The following is a 21,825-nucleotide window of genomic DNA, read 5'->3' as shown; positions in this document are numbered from 1 at the left end:
ATTTGCGAAGGATGATTTTTCAGCAGGCGCCGTTCAGCCCGGAGAGCGGCCCGCGAAGTCAAGCACGTCGCGGCTTCGGTGGCATCTGAGAAATACAACGACATAGGCGAGCAGCACGAACAGCGGACCGAGCATGATCACGACGGCCGGCTTGCGCACGCCCCACGGGCCGATCAGAAAATTCCCGAAGCTGCGGGCGAGGCAACCGGGAGAGAGTTCGCAGGCGCAGAACAGCAGGAATGCCGGCGTGACGCTGAGTATGGTCAGCAGAGCGAGAATGAAGCAGAAAAGGCTGGATGCTCGTTGCATCTTTCCCTCACAGCAGTTCAAGGCCTGTTGCAGCCGGTTGCGAATTTCAGCCGCGGGCCGATCCGGCACGGCCGTGCCAAATCGCGTCATGACCTGACGATGCGCCGCCGGTTGACAGCGCGTTTGCGCGGCATGGTCAGGATTTGCGGATTCTCGTGCAAATATCGCGCAGACGCAGGGGCACGCCGGTGGCCTCGAGTTCTGCGCCGGTCCGGGCAGACGCTGCCGCTGGGCTGCCCTGCACCGTCAATTGCTTGGCAAGCGATATCGACTTTGCCATAACATCAGGCAACGAAATCGTTGCGCGTGCGGAATGACCCAGGAGTCCGCCTGCAGCCATAAAAGCGGGGGATTCCATGTCCAATATTCGCGTTCTTGCCACGGGTCTGGAGTTTCCCGAGGGGCCGGTGGTGATGCCGGACGGTTCGGTGGTGCTGGTCGAAATCCGCGGCCGGCGGCTCACGCGCGTCTGGCCCGACGGCCGCAAGGAAGTGGTGGCGGAGATTCCGGGCGGCCCCAATGGCGCGGCGCTCGGGCCCGACGGCAAGATGTACATCTGCAACAATGGCGGCTTCAGCTGGATTCCGACCAAGAACATGATCATGCCGGGTCCGCAGCCCGACGATTATCTCGGCGGCTCGATCCAGCGGATCGATCTGCAGAGCGGCAAGGTCGAGACGGTCATTTCCAAATGCGGCGAGTACGGGTTACGGGGGCCGAACGACCTTGTGTTCGACAGGCATGGCGGCCTCTGGTTCTCCGACCTCGGCAAGCGCCGCGCCCGCGAGATGGATGTCGGCGGCATGTATTACCTGAAGCCCGGCATGAAGGAGATCGTCGAGGTAGTGCATGGCGTGCTGCCGGCCAACGGCATCGGCCTGTCGCCGGACGAGAACACCGTCTACATCGCGGAGACGCCGACCGCCCGGCTGTGGGCGTACGAGATATCCGAGCCCGGAATGCTGAAGCCGCGCGACGTGATCTATCGCGGCGAGCGCGGCAAGCCGATCTGCGGTCTCGGCGGCTACCAGATGTTCGACTCGCTGGCCGTCGAGGCCAATGGCAATATCTGCGTCGCCACGCTGGTCTCGGGCTGCATCTCGGTGATTGCGCCCGACGGCACGCTGGTCGAGCAGATCCCTACCGGCGACCGCGTCACCACCAACATCGCTTTCGGCGGACCCGAGTTGAAGACCGCCTACATAACGCTGTCAGGCAAGGGGGAACTGATCGCGATGGACTGGGCGCGGCCCGGTCTGGCGCTGAATTTTTTGAATAAGTGATGTCGCAGCTTGCGCTGACCCTCGTGGTGAGGAGCGTCGCCTTTGCGACGCGTCTCGAACCATGAGCGAACTGGAGGCCCATCCTTCGAGACGCGCTTCAAGCGAAGCGCTCCTCAGGATGAGGCGGAGAGGATGATAAAATGCCCTGGCCGGAACCGGTTACGCTAATCGGCGCGCATGCGCAGCTGAAGCCTCTTTCGCATGAGCACCTCAACGGGCTGACCGAGGCGGTGCGGGACGGCGAGCTGTGGAATCTCTGGTATACCTTCATCCCGAAGGCTGAGGACATGCGCAAGGAGATCGATCGCCGGCTCGGCCTGCAGGCGGCGGGATCGATGCTGCCGTTCACGGTGTTCGATGCCGACGGCAAGATCGCGGGCATGTCGACCTACATGAATGTCGACGCCGGCAACCGGCGGGTTGAAATCGGCTCGACCTGGTACGCCAGGCGCGTGCAGCGCAGCGCGCTCAATACCCAGTGCAAATTGCTGCTGCTCGGCCACGCCTTCGAGAAGCTCGATTGCATTGCGGTCGAGTTCCGCACCCATTTCTTCAACCACCAGAGCCGGCGCGGCATCGAGCGTCTGGGCGCCAAGCAGGACGGCATCCTGCGCAACCATCAGGTCGCACCCAACGGCACGTTGCGCGATACCGTGGTCTACAGCATCATCGCCAGCGAATGGCCGACGGCGAAGGTGCATCTCACCTATCAACTCAACGAAAAGGCGCGCTAGTTTCATTCGCGCCGGAAAAATACCATGGAAACGTTCGATTACGTGATTATAGGCGCGGGCTCCGCGGGCAGCGTGCTCGCCAACCGGCTGAGCGAAGACGCCGGCACCAGCATCTGCGTGCTGGAGGCCGGCCCCAGCGACTGGCACCCCTACATCCATCTGCCGGCGGGTTTCATCAAGACCTTCCACATGAAGAGCATCAACTGGGCCTACCAGCAGGAGCCGGGGCCCTGGACCGGCGGGCGCAGCATCTACGCGCCGCGCGGCAAGACGCTCGGCGGCTCCTCCTCGATCAACGGCCACATCTACAATCGCGGCCAGCGCCAGGACTTTGACACCTGGGCACAGCTCGGCAATCGCGGCTGGGGCTATCCGGATGTGCTGCCGTATTTCAAGCGGCTGGAGCGGCGGGTCGGCGAGGGCGAGGATACGTTTCGCGGGCGCGACGGCGCGCTCACCGTCACCACCATGGACTGGCGCGATCCGCTCTGCGAGGCCTTCATGGCCGGCGCAGTGAGCCTCGGCATTCCCAAAAACGACGATTACAACGGCGGGATCCAGGAGGGCGTCTCCTACGCCCAGCGCACCATCCAGAATGGCCTGCGCGTCAGTGCCGCGACTGCGTTCCTGCGCCCGGCGATGAAACGGCCCAACGTCCATGTGCGCACCCATGCGCATGCCACCAACATCATCTTCGAGGGCAAGCGCGCGGTCGGCGTGCGCTACATCAAGGGCGGCAAGGGCGGCACGCCGGTGGAAGTACGGGCGGCCAAGGAAGTCATCCTGGCCGGCGGCACCTACAACTCGCCGCAACTGCTGCAATTGTCCGGCGTCGGATCGCCTGAACTGCTGGGCTCGCTCGGCATCGAGGTGCGGCACGCACTCACCGGCGTCGGCGAGGGATTGCAGGACCATTACGCGCCGCGTTCAGTCGCCCGCGTCAAGAACATCAAGACCATCAATGAACTTAGGCGCGGCCTCAGCCTGTGGGTGGAGGCGCTGAAATGGGCGACGACGCGGCGCGGCCTGCTGTCGCTGTCGCCGACCATGGTCTACTGCTTCTGGCATTCCGGCGAGAGCACCGAAAGCTCCGACCTGCAGCTGACGTTTACGCCCGCGAGCTACAAGGAGGGCGTGCAGGGCCAGCTCGAGGACGAGCCCGGCATGACGGTCGCCTCCTGGCAGCAGCGGCCGGAAAGCCGCGGCTATGTCCGCGCCCGCTCGGCCGATCCGTTCGCGCCGCCGATCATCCAGACCAATTATCTGGTCGAGGAGCTCGACCGTCGCACCGTGGTCGACGGCATGAAGCTGGCGCGGCGTCTGCTGTCATCGTCGCCGCTGGCGCCGTATTACGCCTATGAGGATTATCCCGGGCCCAACGTGCAGAGTGATGACGAGTTTCTGGCGGCGGCGACCGAGCGCGGCACCACCACCTTCCACCCCGGCTGCACCTGCCGGATGGGCCCGGCCGACGCCAAATGGGCCGTGGTCGACGACCAGTTGCGCGTCCACGGGCTGCAGGGCCTGCGCGTGGTCGATGCCTCCATCATGCCGCGCATGATCTCGGCCAACCTCAACGCCTCGACCCTGATGATCGCCGACAAGGCCTCCGACATGATCCGCGGCAAGGCCGCGCCGGAGGCGGTGGTGCTGCGATAGGCGGCTACCGCCCGGCGCTCACGAGTTGATAGGCGCCGCGCTCGAACGCGTCGTGGACGGCCAGCGCCCTGGCGTCGGCGAACGGCAAATACTGCATCATGATCACGCCGGCGATGCCGCTGATGGGATCGATCCAGAAGTAGGTGTTGTTGATGCCGGCCCAGCTCAGGCTGCCGGGCGAGCGCTTGCCGGGCACCTGGTCGACCGTGATGAGGAAGCCGAGGCCCCATTTGTCGCGTCCGTCCGCGATGAAGGTGAAGTCGGCGCTGCGCGGCAGCACGCTCTTGAGCGCGGGGACTGCCACCGCGCCGATGTGGTTCTGGCCCATCAGCGCCACCGTCCCGGCCTCGAGCACGCGCACGCCTTCGAGTGCGCCGCCGTTCAGCAGCATGCGCATGAAGCGGCCGTAGTCCTCGGCGGTCGAGGCGAGGCCGCCGCCGCCGATCGGTGATGCAATGGTGAGCCCGAGCTGCGGCTTTTGAAGTTCAATGGCGCCGTCCATGCGCTCGCCGCCGCGCCACTGTTGCGCGACAAGGCGAGAGCCCTTGGCCTCCGGCACGTTGTAGAACGTGTCATCCATCCTGAGCGGCGCAAAGATGTGCTGGCGGAAATAGTCCTCGAGCAACTCGCCGGACACCACCTCGACCAGCCGACCGACGACATCGGTAGAGGTGCTGTAGTGCCAGCGCTCGCCCGGATCGAACAGCAGCGGTCCGCCGAACGGATAGGATTCGCCGGCACACGGCTTGAAATCACGCCAGATCGCGCTGGTGAAAGGATAGGCGAGGCCCGACGTGTGCGTCAGGAAGTGCCTGACGGTTGCCGGTCGCGATGCCGGGCGCAGCTTGCAGGCGCCGGTCGCGGCGTCGAACGATTCGACGACCTTCAATCCCGCAAGCTCGGGCAGGTATTTTTCCGCCGGGTCATCGAGGCCGAGGCGGCCCTGCTCGACGAGCTGCATCAAGGCTACTGATGTGACCGGCTTGGTCATCGAGGCGATGCGAAACAGCGCGTCTGTTGTGAGCGGGCGCCCGGTCGCGACATCGGCTACGCCGAAGGCGCCCTGATACAGCACGCGCTCGCGGTCAGTGACCAGCGCGACCACGCCCGGCACGTCCTTGCGCTCGATCGCGCCGCGCAGGCTGGCGTCGAGGGCCGCACTTTCCGGTGAGGCGCTCGCCGTGCCGGCCAGGGCAGGCTTCTCCACCTACACCTCGCGCCGGCTCAGAAACGCCAGCCGCTCGAACAGGTGCACGTCCTGCTCGTTCTTCAGGAGCGCGCCGTGCAGCGGCGGGATCAGCTTGCGCGGGTCGCGCTCCCGCAGCATTTCCGGCGTCATCTCCTCGTTCAACAGCAGCTTGAGCCAGTCCAGCAGCTCCGAGGTCGACGGCTTCTTCTTCAGGCCGGGCACTTCGCGCACCTCGAAGAAGATCCGCAAGGCTTCTTCCACCAGGCGCTTCTTGATGCCGGGGAAATGCACGTCGACGATCCGCTGCATGGTGTCGGCGTCGGGGAACTTGATGTAGTGGAAGAAGCAGCGGCGCAGGAACGCGTCCGGCAGTTCCTTCTCGTTGTTCGAGGTGATCATCACGATCGGGCGCAGGCTGGCCTTGATGTTCTCGCCGGTCTCGTAGACGAAGAATTCCATGCGATCGAGCTCAAGCAGGAGATCGTTGGGAAATTCGATGTCGGCCTTGTCGATTTCGTCGATCAGCAGCACCGGGCGCTTCTCGTGGGTGAAGGCGTCCCACAATTTGCCGCGCCTGATGTAGTTGGCGATGTCGGAGACCTTGGCATCGCCGAGCTGACTGTCGCGCAGTCGCGACACCGCGTCGTATTCGTAGAGGCCCTGCTGCGCCTTGGTGGTGGACTTGATGTGCCAGGTCAAGAGCGGCGCGCCGAGCGCCTTGGCGACTTCCTCGGCCAGCACGGTCTTGCCGGTGCCCGGCTCGCCCTTGATCAGCAGCGGGCGCTCCAGCACGATCGAGGCGTTGACGGCGATCTTGAGGTCATCGGTGGCGACGTAGTTCTTGGTGCCGGTAAATTTCATTTCAGTCGTTGCCTTGTTGCTTGTTCTTGAGCGCGACGCCGCGCCTCGGTCTCTAAAGGAAACGACCGCCGGATCGGCGGTCGCCACGGGGGTGAGAGTCTGGTCAGACGCGTTTGACCAGCGAGAGAATAACGAGGACGATCACCGCACCGATGGTGGCGTTGACGATATCGCGGACGGCGCTGCCGCCGAGGCTGACGCCCAGTTGCGGCAATATCCAGCTCGCCACCAGCGCGCCGATGATGCCGATGACGATGTTGCCGATCAGCCCGAAGCCGGCGCCGCGCACGATCAGGCCGGCGAGCCAGCCGGCGATCGCGCCGATCACTATTGCCGCTAGAATACTCATTGATCCTGCCCCGTTGAAAAGCCCCGATGGGTCAATTCTAGTTGAAAAACCCGGCAGGTCTAGGCCTCTTGGAGCCGCGCAAGGCCCTTGACGTTGGCGGGCCGGCGGGCAATCTGTAGCTCATGTTCTTGCAATTCTTCACATCGCTGCGCGATGCCCAGGTCCCGGTCACCTTGCGCGAATATTTGACGCTGATGGAGGCGCTCGACGCCGACCTCGCCGATCAGACCGTGGAAAATTTCTATTACCTGTCGCGCGCGGCGCTGGTGAAGGACGAGCGCAACCTCGACAAGTTCGACCGCGTGTTCGGCTCCGTGTTCAAGGGGCTGGAGAGCCTGCTCGACGCCATGGAGAAGGCGGACATTCCCGCCGAATGGCTGAAGAAGCTGGCCGAGAAATACCTCACCGAGGACGAGAAGAAGCAGATCGAGGCGATGGGCTGGGACAAGCTCATGGAGACGCTGCGCCAGCGCCTGAAGGAACAGCAGGGCCGGCACCAGGGCGGCAACAAGTGGATCGGCACCGCCGGCACCTCGCCGTTCGGCGCCCATGGCTACAATCCCGAGGGCGTGCGGATCGGCCAGGACAAGAACCGCAACAACCGCGCGGTCAAGGTATGGGACAAGCGCGAGTTCAAGGATCTCGACGGCAATGTCGAACTCGGCATCCGCAACATCAAGATCGCGCTGCGACGCTTGCGTAAATTCGCCCGCACCGGCGCCCCCGACGAACTCGACCTCGACACCACGATCCGGGAGACCGCCAACCACGGTTATCTCGACGTCCACATGCGCCCCGAGCGGCGCAACGCGGTCAAGGTGCTGGTGTTCTTCGACATCGGCGGGTCGATGGATTCGCATATCGAACAGGTCGAGGAGCTGTTCTCGGCGGCGAAGAGCGAATTCAAGCACATGGAATATTTCTACTTCCACAACTGCCTCTATGAGGGCGTCTGGAAGCAGAACAAGCGGCGCTTCACCGATCGCACGCCGACCTGGGACGTGCTGCATAAATATCCGCACGACTACAAGGTGGTGTTCGTCGGCGACGCCTCGATGAGCCCCTACGAAGTCATGGTGCCCGGCGGCTCGGTCGAGCACGTCAACGAGGAGGCCGGCTCGGTCTGGCTGGAGCGCATCACCCGGACCTATCCGCATGCGGTGTGGCTCAACCCGGTGGCGCAGAAGCATTGGGATTATTCGGAATCCACCACCATCATCCGCCGGCTGTTCTCCGAGCGCATGTACCCGATCACGATCGAGGGCCTCGAAGGCGCGATGAAGGAACTGGTGCGTTAATTTATTGTCGTCATTTCGGGGGCGCACGTTAGCGCGAACCCGGAATCTCGATGTAATTGGCGATGAATCGATCGGGATTCCGGGTTCAACGTTCGCGTTGCCCCGGAATGACGGAGCAGCAAGAGGGACCATCAATGCCCCAGACCATCCATACCGGCATCAAGGCCTTGATCGACGAGGCCAATGCGCAGATCGAGACCTTGAGCGCGGCCGAGGCCATCGACGCCGCCAGTAGCGACGACGTCGTCATCGTCGATATCCGCGACCCCCGCGAGATCGAGCGCGACGGACGAATCCCGGGCGCGTTCTCCTGCACCCGCGGCATGCTCGAATTCTGGATCGACCCGGCGAGCCCCTATGCCAAGCCGCTATTCCAGCAGGACAAGAAATTCATCTTTCATTGCGCCGGCGGCCTGCGCTCGGCGCTGGCGGCCAAGACCGCGCAGGACATGGGGCTGACGCCGGTCGCGCATCTGGCCGGCGGCTTTGCCGCCTGGCGCGACGCCGGCGGCCCGGTGGAGAAATTCGAGCCGAAGAAGAAGGCTTGAGTTTTTTTCGTCATTCCGGGACGCGCGCCAGCGCGAACCCGGAATCTCTCGCTACAACTTCGGGATTCCGGGTCCGCGCCTGGCGGCGCATCCCGGAATGACAACTGGGATTTGGCACGATGACATCCACCGACGATCCGCTTGTGACCACCGACTGGCTCGCCGCCCGTCTCGACGATCCCAAGGTCAGGATCATCGACGCCTCCTCCAAGCTGCCCGGCGTGCTGCCGCTGCCGTCGGAGGATTATCTCGGCGGACATATTCCGGGCGCGGTGTTCTTTGATGTCAACGCCATTGCCGCGCCCGATGACCCGCGGCCGCATATGTATCCCGATGCCGCGCAGTTCGCGCGCGACGTTGCGGCGCTCGGCATTTCCTCCGACGATACCGTGGTGGCCTATGATTCCGGTGGCTGGACCGCGGCTCCCCGGGCGTGGTGGATGTTCCTGTCGTTCGGTCATCCCAATGTGAAGGTGCTGGACGGCGGCCTGAAGAAATGGCTGCGCGAAGGCCGCCCGACGCATTCCGGCAAGGTCACGCCGAAGCCCGGCAAATTCCGCGCGAAACTCGATCCCAACTATGTCCGCAGCCAGCAGCAATTGGTGGGCAATCTCGAAACCAAGGCCGAGCAGGTGATTGACGCGCGCGCGCGGCCGCGTTTCGAGGGAACGGTCGCCGAGGTGTGGCCGGGCCGCCGCTCCGGTCATATCCCCGGCAGCCGCAACGTGCCCTACTCCGAATTGTTCGACGCCGGCACCGGCGCGATGAAGCCGCTGGAGGACTTGCGTAAAGCCTTCACGGGAGCGGGTGTCGACCTGACCAGGCCGATCGTGACCAGCTGCGGCTCCGGCGTCTCCGCGCTGGTGCTGACGCTGGCGCTGTACCGGCTCGGCGTGCGCGGATCAGCGCTATATGACGGTTCGTGGGCGGAATGGGGCCTGCCTGAAGGTCCGCCGGTCGCGACCGGTCCGGCCTGAAAACTTCAGCGGCTGCGGGTGGTGATCGTCGGCTGCGCGAAGGGATCGGCGGCCTGTTGCTGAGCGGCGGCCTGTCGCGCCGCGGCTTGCCGCGCCGCCCGCGCCCGCTGCGCGCGGCGCTCCTTGGCGCGCTGCGCTTGCAGTAGTTTCCTCGCCGCGCTGCGGTCGGGCTTGACGCTGACGACCTCGCCCTTCCGCTGCGTCTCGATCGCGACCGGCGGACCGCCCAGGGTGGCGATCTTGGCTGCGATGAGATCGGTGTCGACCGCGGAAGGTACGATCGCTGTTTCAGGTGCGGGTGCCAAGGCTTCATTGGCAGGCGGCGAGGCCTGTTCTACCGCCGCAATCCTGACTCCCTCGGCGAGAGCGGGGATGTCGGCGGCAGGCGCCTCGCTTTCCACTGGAATTTCCGGGACCGGGATGGCAGCCTGGGTCGCCTGCGGCAGGGTTTTGTCCGGCGGCTCCAGCGCGGCGATTTTCCCGGGCAACTCCAGCGCCGGGGCGATGGCCGGTGGCTCGGCCGGCTCCGCGACCGCCGGACCCGGCCGCGCCGGCTCCGGTTCGACACGCAGCATAGCCAGCACGGGCATCGGCTCATCTTTTGGGGGCTCCCGCGAAGCTTCCTTCGGGAGGTCGTTCTGCCGGGCAAATTTCGGCTCCGGCGCCACACGCCATGCCGGGGCGCTGGCGAATTCCTCGTGGGCGGCGCGCAGCAAGGCCGCCGCGCCGAGCCCAAACACCAGGACCGATATCGACAGCACGATCGCGGCGAGCAGAAAACGGAAGCCGGGAAGCATGGACGCGATTTCCGCCTTCGCAGCTGATCTGGGAAGGCCTTTGAACCCCGGGGAACGCGGTGACCACACAATTCGATCAGCTTCGCGACGCGGGCCGCCGCCAGCGCGCTGCGAATCAGGCTGACTTCAGGATAGCGCAACCGCTTCGCGCGCGATGGTTACAAATCGGCGGGAAGGACCCCGCCGACCCCGTTTTCTTGCGGGGTGCGGCCTCGTTGCAACGCCGGCCGGTTCATCACAATATGCCGGAATCGGGCGTGATTTCACCGATTTGTCTTGAATGCGCCGCTATCTTCGGCCATCTGCCATTAACGGTCCGGTGTCGGCTTGGGGTCTATACAAGAGCGATGATGATCAAACGCATTCTGACGATTTGTGCTGCCTTGGCGGCGGGCGCGGCGGGAACCTCGCTGGGGATCTCTCTTGCCCTGGCGCAGGGCTATTCGCAGCCCTCCGGTCCCCTGTATTCGGCATCCCCGGCGCCCTATCCGCCCGGCGGCTACATTGTCGATGAACGCCGCGGTCCCGGCGCGCCGGATTTCGACGCGCTGGATGACGACGACGACGCGCCGAACGCGCAGAGTTCAACCGCCCTGTCGCCGCCCGGCCCGGTGCTTTCCCCGGCCGATCCGCGTTATGGCCGGCCGGACAGCCGGCCGGTCTATTCCGACCGCGCGCCCGGTCCGATCCTGTCTCCGAGCGATCCGCGTTATGGCCGTCCCGACGGACCGCCGCCGGTGATCTATTCGGACCGCCCCGGTCCGCCGCAACAGACCTATTCGGATCGACGCTATGACGACCCGCGCGCGCTGCGGCCGCCGGGCGCCATTGGCGGCGAGCCGGCCGGCGTCACCGGAACGGTGCAGCCAGGCGCCCCGCAGGGGACGGACGGCCGTCCGTTGGTATTGTCGGCACTGCCGCCCGAAGAGCAGCCCGAAGTCGGTCCGGCGCAGCTTCCGCCGCACCTGCGCAAGCAGGAAGTGGCCTACGCCAGCAAGGAGCCGGCGGGAACGCTTGTTGTCGATACCCCCAACACCCACCTCTATTACATCCTGGGCAATGGGCGGGCGATCCGCTACGGCGTCCGCGTCGGCCGCGACGGTTTCACCTGGAACGGTGTGCAGAAGGTCACGCGCAAGGCCGAATGGCCGGATTGGCATCCGCCGACCGAGATGATCGAGCGTCAGCCCTATTTGCCGCGCTTCATGGCCGGCGGCCCCGGCACTCCGATGGGCGCGCGCGCCATGTATCTCGGGTCCACCGTGTTTCGCATTCACGGCACCAACCAGCCCTCGACCATCGGCAAGTTCGTCTCCTCCGGCTGCATCGGCATGCTGAACGAGGACGTCTCGGACCTGTTCGACCGGGTCAAGGTCGGCACCCGCGTGGTCGTGCTTCCCGGCGGCGCGCCGCCTTCGGCAACCGCCACTGCCTCGGCACAGCCGCTGCCGGGCCCGGGTCCGGCTCAGGCGGCGAACGCCCCGGTGCCCGGCCAGCAGCCTACTGTGGTGCCGCCGCTGCCCGCTCCGGTGACGGTACGGTAGGGGTCGGGTATCGAAAAAAAATGAGAAAAGGTCCGCTGAAGCGGGCCTTTTTTATGCTTCGTTGCGAGCCAGCGGGTCGTGCGCGCTGCTCGCCCGCGCCGACCAGGTGATCGGTGACTGTGGAGTTCTGACTTAACCCCTCGGAATTGAGCGGCAGCTCTTGATGTATTCAGACGGATTGGCAAGGTCCAACCGCCGGAGTAAGCCTGCAAGCATTGGAAACCAGCAGGATTGAGAAAAATGCGCGCACATTTCGCCCTCGCCTGTTTCTTCGGTGTCCTTTCGGTTGGACCCTTATCCGCCAGCAGTGCGCCGCAAGCAGCCTTGAACAAGACCGTCACTCTATCCTGGGCGGTGTCCGGCAGCGGAAAGAGCGCCGATGGTGCGCCGATGAGCTTCAACAACACGGTTGCACTTACGATTTACGTAAGCAGTGCAGGTCGCTTGTTTCAAAGAAAGCGGCTCACTTCGATGCGAGGCAAAGCGGCGGAATTGAGCAAGGGCCCGGGAGAATCCGGCGCATACCCAGGGAGCCTACGCTTCGAAGGAAGCAAATTGGTGGGGGTGCAAACCTGGGCCAACGGCGCCACCCGGTATTCCGCGACGTTCGATCCTGGTTTTTCAAGCTGTTCTCTCTCTGTGATCGATGGAAAAGGGGCGGGCGGGAAAATTTCGCGAAAGGGACCCGACGGCCGGATGTATGTGATCGATTCGGTTTCCGTGGGCTCGCCGACCTGTTCAGTGCAGAGTGGTAACGCTTTCGCTCGGTAGCCACCGGCTTGTACAATGGATTGCTTCGGTCTCGGGCCAAAGCGGACTTCGATCACGGCTTGCCGGCTAACGCATCGTAGCGATGGACGCCGCGGCGGACCTGCGGTCGATCAGATGACGTCAGACGAGGTAAGCCGAACCTCGTGGCTGGGCGTGCAGGTGGTTAGCACCAGCGCCGATCTGCGGCAGTTCCAAGTCACCCCGTCTGCATTCGAAAGCATAACTGGAGGCGTTGACCTGACGGGAAGCAAAGTTGTTGTGCATGCGATTGCTAAAAATGCAGCCACGAAAAAATGCGAATTCATGTTCGTCGTCCCCTGTTTCCAATGCGTTCAGATTAGTGTGTTGCGAAACTGAGGAATGTGATTGAAGTCACAATTCTCGATTTGGGCGGTTGCGGCATTGCGGCACGGTACGTACCTTCACCACGAAGACATCATCCCAGCCTAGACGCTGCGCGAAAAGCGCGGCTCCTCAGCATGAAGTGGGGTTGTTTTCGAGTTTTTTGCTTGAAGCAGGAACCGGGTGCCTCACACCAGCCTGCGCAGCGGTTCGCCCTTGAACCAGGCGTCGATGCCCTCGACCATCTGGTCATAGTGGTGGCGAAAGCTTTCCTCGGTGACGTAGCCGAGATGCGGCGTCAGCACAGGACGCGGTGCAGCGCTCTTCGCGCTGCCCCGCAAAGCAGCGCGTCGCCATAGCGCGCCGAAGAGTCGCAGACGTGCTTATGGCGCGCGCTGTATCCGGGCCGGTAGTGACAAGACCACCCCACACCATCGATCCGATATGGAATGTTCGACCCCCTGAAGATCGATCACTCTTGCCGGCGCATCCGCGTTATACGCCGGCAGCAGGGGTCGGACATCCGCGGTTAGTTCTTTCGCGCGCGTTTGAGGCTGTCCAGTTGCGCCGCGATATCAGCGGGTTGCGTCACCGGATAGGAACAGAAGGTGCTGGTGCAGGCGAACGCGGCGGGTCCGTCGGGAAAGTCCGGATAGTCAACGTCTGGATTGGCGAGCTTTCCCTCGCGCTTGTCCCACCACTCCGCGCGCTTGTTCACCAGCGGATAGGCCAGCGCGGCGCGATAGAGCGCCGCCGAGCGCGGGTCGTCCCTGGCGCCTACGACGGTGATGTGAACCGGCTCGTTGCGCAACTCGTCTTCGGCCAGCAGGACGTCGGGCAGGAAGCCGAAGGCATCGAGAATCGCCGGTGACGTCAGATAGCCCATGCCGGCCTCGGCGATCTCGCGGTAGCTGCTGTCGCCGGTGTAGGACGACAGCAGGTTGAACATCCGCACCGCGGTGACGTTATCCTCGCGCTGCTTGATGGGCTTTGTTAGCTGCTGCGCGTCGGGCGACGCCGAAGCGACGAAGCCGCCGGTCGCGGGGTCGATAAAGGTTCGGGCGATGAAATCGGCGGCGGCTTGCGCATGGGTGAGCCATTGACGCTCTCCGGTCGATCGGTGCAGGGCCAGCAGCGCCTTTGCCATCTCGACATTGTCGGCGAGATAGGGACCGCCCTCGTCCTGTTCGGCGTGACGGAAACCGCCGCCGGGCAGCGCGCGGTTGGCGAGCGCCCAGCGGGCTGCTCCGACGGCCAGTTCGCGTGCGTCCACCGCTCCGGTGGCATCGAAATAGGCGAGCACCGCCGCGATCGCCTGCGCGGTTTCGCGCGCATACTGGCGGCGGTCGACGCCGGGCTCACCCTCGCTCATTCCCATCGAGGTATAGAAACCGCCGCCGGGAGCGGACATCGTGTTCTTGAGAAATCCATAGATGCGGTCCGCAGCCAGCCGGTAGGCGGGATCGCCGAAAATGGTCCAGGCCCGCGCAAAGGCGCCAAGTCCGGCCTCCTGCGCGAACATCGGAAACTCCCGAGCCGGCTCCGACCAATCGGGCTTCAGATTGACGTGGTCCAGGGCGCCGGTGGTCGTGTCGACCATGTTGCCGGCCATCAAGCTCAGAACCTTCCTGATCCGGGCTGCATTGGTCGCATCGCCCTGACGCGCGCGCTGAAGGGCCCAGATCAGCATCGCTCCATCGACAAATTTCGACTTGCTCCAGCCGCTGTGCTGCGCGTCCCAGGCCTGGTCGATGAAACCGAGGATTTCGTCGCGTTGCGCGTCGGTCAGTCCAGCGGTCAAGGTTCGCGCCCGCTCGGCTCCGCCGGCGTCGGGATAAACCACAGGCGAGGGATCCTCGATCGTGGCGGTCAGTATCGGCTTGAAAAACTGCGGCGAGTAAAAGCCGCGCAGCTTGGCGATTTCAACGCCGTCGGGTCCGAAGATGATGGTGGCGGGCCAGCCCCAGCGCTCGTAGCGCTGCGAGATGTCCAGCCGGCTGTCCTGGTCAACATAGACCGGGATGAACCTGTCCTTGAGGATGCTCCGGACCTCCGGATCGGCCCAGGTGTCGCGGTTCATCACATGGCACCACCGGCACCACCACGACTGCAGCGATACGATCACGAACTTCTTTTCGCGCGCGGCCCTGGCAAAGGTCGCGTCGCTCCACGCGCTCCAGAAACCATCGCTGTTCTCGATCGGCGCGGCCTGGGCCGAGAGAGTCATCAGCAGGGACAGGACGATCGCGCCGGTTCGCATCATGTCTGTGTTCTCGGAACAGGTGTTGCCGCGGGCATACTATCCGATGGTCCTGCAAACCAGAACGCAGGTTGGTGAGTTAATCCCGGAATGGCCTGCCGGGCGCGATGGGTTGATCCGGGAAAAATCAGAAAGGCCCCACGGACCGACATCCACCGGATGACCGGCCTGTTGAGGCCGAATCTCACGCAAATGGGCACTAAGCACAAGACCAGACCCCGGCGACGAGACCCCGGCGAAGTGGTCTTCTCGAAGGAGCGGCACCAGCACTGAACTACGATTCAAGTACTCGGCGTGATGCCTACGCCAGCCTCCGCAGCGGCTCGCCCTTGAACCAGGCGTCGATGCCTTCGACCATCTGGCCGTAATGGTGGCGAAAGCTTTCCTCGGTGACGTAGCCGAGATGCGGCGTCAGCACGAGGTTGTCGAGCTTGCGGAACGGATGGTCCACCGGGAGTGGCTCGACCGAGAACACATCGATCGCGGCCCCCGCGATCTTTCGCTGCCGCAGGGTCTGCAGCAGGGCATCTTCGTCGATGATCGGTCCGCGCGCGGTGTTGACGATGTAGCTGGTCGGCTTCATCCGCGCGAGGTCGGCAGCTCCCACCAGGCCGCGCGAGCGCTGGCTCAGCACCACATGGACGGTGACGATGTCCGCGGTGGCGAACAACTCCTCCTTGCTGGCGTAACCGACCCCGACCTCCTTGCATCGCTCCGGCGTCAGGTTCGGGCTCCATGCGATCACGTTCATGCCGAAGGCCTGCGCCAGCCCTGACACCTTGGCCCCCAATTTGCCGAGTCCGACCACGCCGAGCGTCTTGCCCTCGATCTCGATGCCGGCGAATTTCTGCAAGGGCTCGCCGGCATGCATGCGCGCGCTCTCGCGGCCGATGTTGCGGGTCAGTTCCAGGATCAGGCCCATCGTCAGCGGCGCAGTGGGATCGCGGGAAAACTGCGTCCCGCACAGGACGACACCCTGGTCCTTGGCGGCCTCGAGATCGAGCGCGGCATTGCGCATGCCCGACGTGATGAACAGTTTCAATTTGGGCAGGGCCGCGAACAAGGCGCGCGGAAACGGCGTGCGCTCGCGCATCGCGCAGATGATCTCGAAATCCTTCAGCGCACTGGCGGCGGCCTGCTGCGAAGCGAAGGGCTGGTCGAACACGGTGACGTCGATACGATCGGAGACTTGGGACCAGTCCGCGATATCAAGGGCCATGTTGAGATAGTCATCGAGAATTGCACAGCGCAGCCGCGTCATGGAAAGGTCCGTTCATGGCGATGATGACGGGGCGGAAACGCCGCCGTCGGGGAAGCGCCATGGTCGCGCGCAATCGGCGGACGCGCAAGCGCCCGGGGTACGGAAAGCGCCCGCGGGCTGACCCAGCGTCGCGATCGATCGGGTGCTAAGAGCCGGCCTGTTTGGCCCGACACGCCGGTCCGGGGCCGCGCATGTAATGCAGTTCCGGTCGGTAGGGATCGAACGCCCGGAGGAAGAACTGGCGCCAGAAGTCGCGGATTTCGGCCAGAATACCCGCTTGTCCGTCCCGGCTGCCTGCCGGGGAGGAGAGCGATGCGGAGTTGATGGTTGCCATGACGCGGCCCTGTCGTTTTCGTCCGCGGCGTTCGCCGCTTTCGCCGTTTTGTGGCGCGAAATCCAGCTTTGGCCTGATTTATTAAAAGTTGGTTTCAATCGTCGTGATCTGCCGCACACATGGTGTCCACAGGGTAATGATCCGTGGTGAACGGATGGAAAACGCTGCCCGCGCGGTTGCCCTTTGGGGCCCGTCCCGCTACATCAGCGGCAGCAAATTTCCGTAAAATCCACGGTTTTCAAAGGGATCGCGATGGCCCGTCAGTTCGTCTATTTCATGCAGGGTCTGTCGAAGACCTACCCGACCCGCAAGGTGCTGGATAACGTCCATCTGTCGTTCTACCCCGACGCCAAGATCGGCGTGCTCGGCGTCAACGGTTCCGGCAAATCGACGCTGCTGCGGATCATGGCCGGGCTCGACAAGGAATACACCGGCGAGGCCTGGGTCGCGGACGGGGCGCGGGTCGGTTACCTCGAACAGGAACCGCAGCTCGACGCCGACAAGACGGTGCGCGAGAACGTCATGCTGGGCGTCGCCAAGCAGAAGGGGATCCTCGATCGCTACAACGAACTGGCGATGAACTATTCCGAGGAGACCGCCGACGAGATGACCAGGCTGCAGGACGAGATCGAGGCCGCCGGCCTCTGGGATCTCGACAGCAAGGTCGACCAGGCGATGGACGCGCTGCGCTGCCCGCCCGACGATTCCGACGTGACGAAACTCTCCGGCGGCGAGCGCCGCCGCGTCGCACTGTGCAAGCTGCTGCTCGACCAGCCCGATCTGTTGCTGCTGGACGAGCCGACCAACCATCTCGACGCCGAGTCGGTGTCATGGCTGGAAGGCCATTTGCGCAAATATCCCGGCGCCATCCTGATCGTCACCCATGACCGCTACTTCCTCGACAACGTCACCTCATGGATTCTCGAACTCGACCGCGGCAAGGGCATTCCCTACGAGGGCAACTACACCGCCTGGCTGTCGCAGAAGCAGAAGCGCCTCGCCCAGGAAGGCCGCGAGGATGTCGCGCATCAGCGCACCCTGGAGCGTGAAAAGGAATGGATCGCCGCCTCGCCGAAGGCCCGTCAGGCCAAGTCCAAGGCGCGCTACCAGCGCTACGAGGACCTGCTGAAGCAGGCCAGCGAGAAGCAGGCCCAGACCGCGCAGATCACGATTCCGGTGGCCGAGCGGCTCGGTCAGAACGTGGTCGATTTCGAGGGCCTGACCAAGGGATTTGGCGACAAGCTCCTGATCGACAACCTCACCTTCAAGCTGCCGCCCGGCGGCATCGTCGGTGTGATCGGCCCCAACGGCGCCGGCAAGACCACGCTGTTCCGGATGATCACCGGCCAGGAAAAGCCCGACAAGGGCACCATCACGATCGGCGAGAGCGTGCATCTCGGCTATGTCGATCAGTCCCGTGACAGTCTCGACGGCAAGAAGAGCGTGTGGGAGGAGATTTCCGGCGGCAACGAACTCATTCTGCTCGGCAAGCGCGAGGTCAATTCGCGCGGCTATTGCTCATCATTCAACTTCAAGGGCGCCGACCAGCAGAAGAAGGTCGGCGCGCTGTCAGGCGGCGAGCGAAACCGCGTGCATCTGGCCAAGATGCTGAAGTCCGGCGCCAACGTGCTGCTGCTCGACGAGCCGACCAACGATCTCGACGTCGACACGCTGCGCGCGCTGGAAGAGGCGCTGGAGGATTTCGCCGGCTGCGCCGTGATCATCAGCCATGACCGCTGGTTCCTCGACCGCATTGCCACCCACATGCTGGCGTTCGAAGACGACGCCCATGTCGAATGGTTCGAAGGCAATTTCCAGGACTACGAGAAGGACAAGATGCGCCGGCTGGGTCAGGATTCCATCATCCCGCACCGGCTGAAGTACAAGAAGCTGACGCGCTGATGAAGCAGCGTATCGGCAATCTGGCGAACCAGTACGCTACCATGTCGAACCGGCGGGATCGGATGGACATCCGCATCGAGCGGATCGAGCGGCGCCTCGATCCGACCGACGCGTGAGCGGCTTCCCGTACTTTTCGCGTCACAAGCATTTCCATGGGCGGTATCCAGCCTGCGCCAAATGGCCGCTCGGCCCGGACTGTCCGAAAATGTGCCATATATCCGGTGCTAGAACAGCCGCGACTCGCCCGACTCAGTCCTCCCACAGAAAGCCCCCCGATCCATGTCCATGACGCCGGAAACACCGCTGCCCCCCAAGGCCATCAGGGCGGCATTGCGTCCGATCCCGATGCTGATCTTCGGCTCGCGCTGGCTGCAGTTGCCGCTTTATGTCGGGCTGATCGTGGCGCAGGGCGTCTATGTCGTGCTGTTCCTCAAGGAGCTGTGGCACCTGTTTGCCCACGCTTTCAGCTTCAGCGAGCAGCAGATCATGCTGGCGGTGCTGGGCCTGATCGTCGTGGTGATGATCTCCAACCTGCTGGTGATGGTGATCGTCGGCGGCTACGAGACTTTCGTCTCCCGCCTCAATTTGCAGGGCCATCCCGACGAGCCGGAATGGCTCAGCCACGTCAATGCCAGCGTGCTCAAGATCAAGCTCGCGATGGCGATCATCGGCATATCCTCGATACATCTGCTGCGAACCTTCATCGAGGCCGGCGCGCTGGGGTCGGGAAAAGGCAACTACACCGAGACCGGGGTGATGTGGCAGACCATCATTCACACGGTCTTCATCCTGTCGGCCATGGGCATCGCCTATGTAGACCGGCTGTCGAGTATCGCCACGGAAGAAGCGAAACACGCCGTCAAGCATTGATGGACGCCATGACGCTTGCCGGGAGTTTGGTTTTGCGAAGCCGCGCGATCCCGGCACTTCTGGTGGCGGCGGCAATGTCGCTGGGCACGGCGCTGCCGGTCCACGCCGCGGACTCAGGATTCACCCGGTTCATCGCCGCATTGTGGCCGGAAGCGCAGGCCGCCGGCGTTGCGCGCGCGGTGTTCGACGCCGAGACCCGCGGCCTCGATCCGGATTACAAACTGCCCGATCTGATCCTGCCCGGACGCCCCGCGACCGGAGCGCCGTCGCAGGCCGAGTTCGTGCAGGTGCCGGCCGACTACGTCAAGGAATCCAGTATCGCGCGCCTGGCCGCCGAGGGGCAGAGGCTGATGGCAAAACATCGCGCCACGCTCGGTGCGATCGAAACGCGCTTCGGCGTGCCCGGCAGCATCGTGCTGGCGATCTGGGGACGCGAAACCGATTACGGTCGCCACCGGCTGCCCTATGACGGGCTGCGCGTGCTGGCGACGCAGGCCTATGTCGGCCGCCGCAAGGAGCAGTATCGCATCGAGTTCATTGCGGCGCTGAAGCTGATCGGCGACGGCGTGGTGACGCGCAAGGATCTGCGTTCGTCCTGGGCCGGCGCCACCGGTCTCACCCAGTTCCTGCCCTCCGAACTCGGCAAGCACGGCGTCGATCTCGATGGCGACGGCCGCCGCGACATCTGGCATTCGGTGCCGGACGCGCTGGCATCCGCGGCGCAACAGCTCGTCAACAAGGGCTGGCAGCCGGGCGTGCGCTGGGCCTATGAAGTGCGCGCGCCTGATAATGCCGATTGCACCATGGGCGTGCCCGAGGTGACAAAGCCGATCGGGCAGTGGCTGCGCGAAGGTTTCGTGCCGGTGCGCGCGCAAAAGCTCGGCGCCGCCGAGCAGGCGCAGCCGGCGTCCTTGCTGCAGCCGGAGGGCATCTACGGTCCGGCATTTCTGACCACGAAGAACTATTTCGTCATCAAGGAATACAATTTCTCGGACCTGTACGTGCTGTTCGTCGGCCACCTCGCTGACCGCATCGTGAGCCCGCAACCGTTCGCGACGCCATGGTCGGCCTCGATGCAACTGCGCACCACCTCGGTCGAAGCGATGCAGCGTCACCTCACGCGCATCGGCCTCTACAGCGACAAGGTGGACGGCAAGGCGGGCATGAAGACCCGCGCCGCGCTCGGCGCCTATCAGAAGTCCGCCGGGCTCAAGGTGGATTGCTGGCCGAGCGAGACCGTGCTGCGCGCGATGGGCGCGGCGCGCTGAGCGCCGGCGCCAAGAAAAACCCGGCCGCATGGGCCGGGTCTGGTTCATGTCATGCGTTTGAAACGCGCCGGTCAGATCAGTGGCAGATCTCGACGCGGCGATAGCTCCAGCCGTACCCGTCCCAGAAGCGCTCGCGCACCAGGCGGCAGGACGGCGGGTAGTCATCGACATATACCGGGGCAGGGGCCGCGTAGGCCGGGCGGCTGGAGGCGATGGCTCCGCCGATAATGGCGCCGCCGATCAGGCCTCCCACGACGCCCGCGGCAACGCCGCGCTGCGCGCTGGCGGGTGTCGTGGCGAGCGAACCGGCGATGGTGGCGACCGCGACCAGGGCAGCAAATGTCTTCTTCATGTCCAGGACTCTCCTCGGATGGCGCCTGGCGGCGGCGCCGGGTTCAGGGTGATCTCACAGGCGGTCTTCGAAATGGGCCGTCGCACCAGAGAAAGCGCACAACCGTCAATCGAAAGTAAACGCTGTCGAGGTCTTGTCCGGAAAAAGCGGTTTTTTCAGGCCAGCGACGTCAAATGTCCCGGAAAACCGCTGGTTGCCGGGACATGGCCTTGCTTTGTAATGAAGATGAACAGGCCTAGTCGCAGACGCGAACGTCGCGGACCCGCCAGCCATAACCATCCCAGAAGCGCTGGCGCTGCCAGAAGCAGCTGGGCGCGACGACATAGGCCGGACCGCCGTAATAGCCGTATCCCGGGCCGTAATAGCCCGGCCCGTAATATCCGTTCTGCGACGCGATCATGCCGCCGACAACGGCGCCGCCGAGCAAACCGGCCGCGACACCCGCGGCAACCCGGCCATTGCGAGCTTCGGCGGCTTGCGGCGCGGCCACGGCTGCAACAGCCAGCGTGGCGACGGCAGCGAGCGCCATCAATGTCTTCCTCATGGCTTCACCTTTCTCATGGAGCAGGGACAGGGAGCGGTCTGTCAGGGACAAAAGTTCCACATTTTGCTTGAACGATCAATGAACGGACAAGCCCGGAGGAATCACGGCCGTCGTGGCGGTTTTTGGGCGGCGCACAAGCGGACGCCTTGGCAGTTTTGATCTACCGCAACAGCCTGTGTTTAGACTGCTTCTAGCATGTCCCGGGTGCAGTTTGGAATTGCTTGAAAAGACCGCTTTTCCTTTTGCATCCCGCGGCGCCCTTCAATATCTGTGGGGTCACGCATCACCGATGGGCCTGCCGTTTCATGATTGTCTGTTCCTGTAACGTCATCAGCGACCAGGATGTCCGCAGCGCCGTCAACGCCGCGGCGGA

Annotated in this window: 22 protein-coding genes and 1 pseudogene; 11 read left to right on the top strand and 12 right to left on the bottom strand. The window is 64.1% G+C overall.

What is annotated here, in order from left to right:
• Positions 1 to 33: 33 nt before the first annotated feature.
• Positions 34 to 378 carry a hypothetical protein gene (locus Q8N40_RS18845; protein ID WP_305712881.1) on the bottom strand — a complete coding sequence of 115 codons (345 nt, stop codon included), beginning with the start codon at positions 376 to 378 and terminating at the stop codon, positions 34 to 36.
• Positions 379 to 665: 287 nt separating this feature from the next.
• Between Q8N40_RS18845 and Q8N40_RS18840 the strand changes: the two genes are divergently transcribed.
• From Q8N40_RS18840 to Q8N40_RS18830, 3 genes are all read left to right on the top strand, one after another.
• Complete coding sequence (locus Q8N40_RS18840) at positions 666 to 1,592, top strand: SMP-30/gluconolactonase/LRE family protein (RefSeq protein ID WP_305712880.1); 927 nt, start codon at positions 666 to 668, stop codon at positions 1,590 to 1,592.
• 140 nt (positions 1,593 to 1,732) lie between these two features.
• Positions 1,733 to 2,326 (top strand): GNAT family N-acetyltransferase, encoded by a 594-nt coding sequence (locus Q8N40_RS18835; RefSeq protein WP_305319746.1) that lies wholly within the window; start codon positions 1,733 to 1,735, stop codon positions 2,324 to 2,326.
• Between the two features lie 24 nt (positions 2,327 to 2,350).
• Positions 2,351 to 3,985, top strand: a complete 1,635-nt coding sequence (locus tag Q8N40_RS18830; protein WP_305712879.1) for a GMC family oxidoreductase — start codon at positions 2,351 to 2,353, stop codon at positions 3,983 to 3,985.
• 4 nt (positions 3,986 to 3,989) lie between these two features.
• On the opposite strand, the gene Q8N40_RS18825 is transcribed toward Q8N40_RS18830, so the two are convergent.
• The 3 genes from Q8N40_RS18825 to Q8N40_RS18815 all read right to left on the bottom strand — a co-directional run bounded on the left by Q8N40_RS18825 (position 3,990) and on the right by Q8N40_RS18815 (position 6,384).
• Complete coding sequence (locus Q8N40_RS18825) at positions 3,990 to 5,192, bottom strand: serine hydrolase (protein WP_305712878.1); 1,203 nt, start codon at positions 5,190 to 5,192, stop codon at positions 3,990 to 3,992.
• The gene (locus Q8N40_RS18820) at positions 5,193 to 6,035 is read right to left on the bottom strand and encodes a MoxR family ATPase (protein WP_305319743.1); all 843 of its coding nucleotides are present in this window, start codon (positions 6,033 to 6,035) and stop codon (positions 5,193 to 5,195) included.
• A 103-nt stretch (positions 6,036 to 6,138) separates the two neighbouring features.
• Positions 6,139 to 6,384, bottom strand: coding sequence for a GlsB/YeaQ/YmgE family stress response membrane protein (locus Q8N40_RS18815; protein ID WP_305319742.1), 246 nt, complete (start codon positions 6,382 to 6,384; stop codon positions 6,139 to 6,141).
• Between the two features lie 122 nt (positions 6,385 to 6,506).
• Here Q8N40_RS18815 and Q8N40_RS18810 point away from each other — a divergent pair, with 122 nt between their 5' ends.
• The 3 genes from Q8N40_RS18810 (at position 6,507) to sseA (ending at position 9,207) form a co-directional block, all read left to right on the top strand.
• On the top strand, positions 6,507 to 7,682 hold the full coding sequence (locus Q8N40_RS18810; protein ID WP_305319741.1) for a VWA domain-containing protein: 1,176 nt from the start codon (positions 6,507 to 6,509) through the stop codon (positions 7,680 to 7,682).
• A 134-nt stretch (positions 7,683 to 7,816) separates the two neighbouring features.
• Entirely contained in the window at positions 7,817 to 8,230 is a 414-nt protein-coding gene (locus tag Q8N40_RS18805) for a rhodanese-like domain-containing protein (RefSeq protein ID WP_305319740.1), read from the top strand.
• 119 nt (positions 8,231 to 8,349) lie between these two features.
• Positions 8,350 to 9,207 carry a 3-mercaptopyruvate sulfurtransferase gene (gene sseA, locus Q8N40_RS18800; protein WP_305319739.1) on the top strand — a complete coding sequence of 286 codons (858 nt, stop codon included), beginning with the start codon at positions 8,350 to 8,352 and terminating at the stop codon, positions 9,205 to 9,207.
• Between the two features lie 5 nt (positions 9,208 to 9,212).
• Here the strand turns inward: sseA and Q8N40_RS18795 are convergent, their stop codons facing one another.
• Complete coding sequence (locus Q8N40_RS18795; RefSeq protein ID WP_305712877.1) at positions 9,213 to 10,004, bottom strand: hypothetical protein; 792 nt, start codon at positions 10,002 to 10,004, stop codon at positions 9,213 to 9,215.
• Positions 10,005 to 10,351: 347 nt separating this feature from the next.
• Between Q8N40_RS18795 and Q8N40_RS18790 the strand changes: the two genes are divergently transcribed.
• Together Q8N40_RS18790 and Q8N40_RS18785 are read left to right on the top strand one after the other, a co-directional pair.
• A complete protein-coding gene (locus tag Q8N40_RS18790; protein ID WP_305712876.1) occupies positions 10,352 to 11,548 on the top strand; it encodes a L,D-transpeptidase in 1,197 nt (398 codons plus the stop codon).
• Positions 11,549 to 11,788: 240 nt separating this feature from the next.
• The gene (locus Q8N40_RS18785) at positions 11,789 to 12,319 is read left to right on the top strand and encodes a hypothetical protein (RefSeq protein ID WP_305712875.1); all 531 of its coding nucleotides are present in this window, start codon (positions 11,789 to 11,791) and stop codon (positions 12,317 to 12,319) included.
• A gap of 530 nt (positions 12,320 to 12,849) precedes the next feature.
• Here Q8N40_RS18785 and Q8N40_RS18780 read toward each other — a convergent pair.
• The 4 genes and pseudogenes from Q8N40_RS18780 to Q8N40_RS18765 all read right to left on the bottom strand — a co-directional run.
• A pseudogene (locus Q8N40_RS18780) lies at positions 12,850 to 12,966 on the bottom strand (D-2-hydroxyacid dehydrogenase family protein); the annotation flags it as partial.
• 224 nt (positions 12,967 to 13,190) lie between these two features.
• On the bottom strand, positions 13,191 to 14,924 hold the full coding sequence (locus Q8N40_RS18775; protein WP_305712874.1) for a DUF255 domain-containing protein: 1,734 nt from the start codon (positions 14,922 to 14,924) through the stop codon (positions 13,191 to 13,193).
• Between the two features lie 298 nt (positions 14,925 to 15,222).
• Positions 15,223 to 16,182 (bottom strand): D-2-hydroxyacid dehydrogenase family protein, encoded by a 960-nt coding sequence (locus Q8N40_RS18770; RefSeq protein WP_305712873.1) that lies wholly within the window; start codon positions 16,180 to 16,182, stop codon positions 15,223 to 15,225.
• A gap of 145 nt (positions 16,183 to 16,327) precedes the next feature.
• Positions 16,328 to 16,516 (bottom strand): hypothetical protein, encoded by a 189-nt coding sequence (locus tag Q8N40_RS18765; RefSeq protein ID WP_305319733.1) that lies wholly within the window; start codon positions 16,514 to 16,516, stop codon positions 16,328 to 16,330.
• 252 nt (positions 16,517 to 16,768) lie between these two features.
• On the opposite strand from Q8N40_RS18765, the gene ettA reads away from it, so the two are divergent.
• The 3 genes from ettA (at position 16,769) to Q8N40_RS18750 (ending at position 20,556) form a co-directional block, all read left to right on the top strand.
• Positions 16,769 to 18,418, top strand: coding sequence for an energy-dependent translational throttle protein EttA (gene ettA, locus Q8N40_RS18760; protein ID WP_305712872.1), 1,650 nt, complete (start codon positions 16,769 to 16,771; stop codon positions 18,416 to 18,418).
• Positions 18,419 to 18,697: 279 nt separating this feature from the next.
• Entirely contained in the window at positions 18,698 to 19,288 is a 591-nt protein-coding gene (locus Q8N40_RS18755) for a TIGR00645 family protein (RefSeq protein WP_305712871.1), read from the top strand.
• Between the two features lie 74 nt (positions 19,289 to 19,362).
• Positions 19,363 to 20,556 carry a lytic murein transglycosylase gene (locus tag Q8N40_RS18750; RefSeq protein ID WP_305712895.1) on the top strand — a complete coding sequence of 398 codons (1,194 nt, stop codon included), beginning with the start codon at positions 19,363 to 19,365 and terminating at the stop codon, positions 20,554 to 20,556.
• Positions 20,557 to 20,632: 76 nt separating this feature from the next.
• Here Q8N40_RS18750 and Q8N40_RS18745 read toward each other — a convergent pair whose 3' ends face one another.
• The 3 genes from Q8N40_RS18745 to Q8N40_RS18735 form a co-directional block, all read right to left on the bottom strand.
• On the bottom strand, positions 20,633 to 20,908 hold the full coding sequence (locus tag Q8N40_RS18745; RefSeq protein ID WP_305712870.1) for a hypothetical protein: 276 nt from the start codon (positions 20,906 to 20,908) through the stop codon (positions 20,633 to 20,635).
• A 235-nt stretch (positions 20,909 to 21,143) separates the two neighbouring features.
• Entirely contained in the window at positions 21,144 to 21,452 is a 309-nt protein-coding gene (locus tag Q8N40_RS18740) for a hypothetical protein (protein WP_305322778.1), read from the bottom strand.
• Positions 21,453 to 21,631: 179 nt separating this feature from the next.
• Positions 21,632 to 21,825 (bottom strand): hypothetical protein (locus tag Q8N40_RS18735; protein WP_305712869.1); only part of this gene is annotated, 194 nt, incomplete at its 5' end.

Origin of the sequence: Bradyrhizobium sp. (assembly GCF_030693485.1) — a bacterium.
Taxonomy (GTDB): domain Bacteria; phylum Pseudomonadota; class Alphaproteobacteria; order Rhizobiales; family Xanthobacteraceae; genus Bradyrhizobium.
Note: the sequence above shows the minus strand (reverse complement) of the source record. Positions and strands in the feature narration are given on the sequence as shown.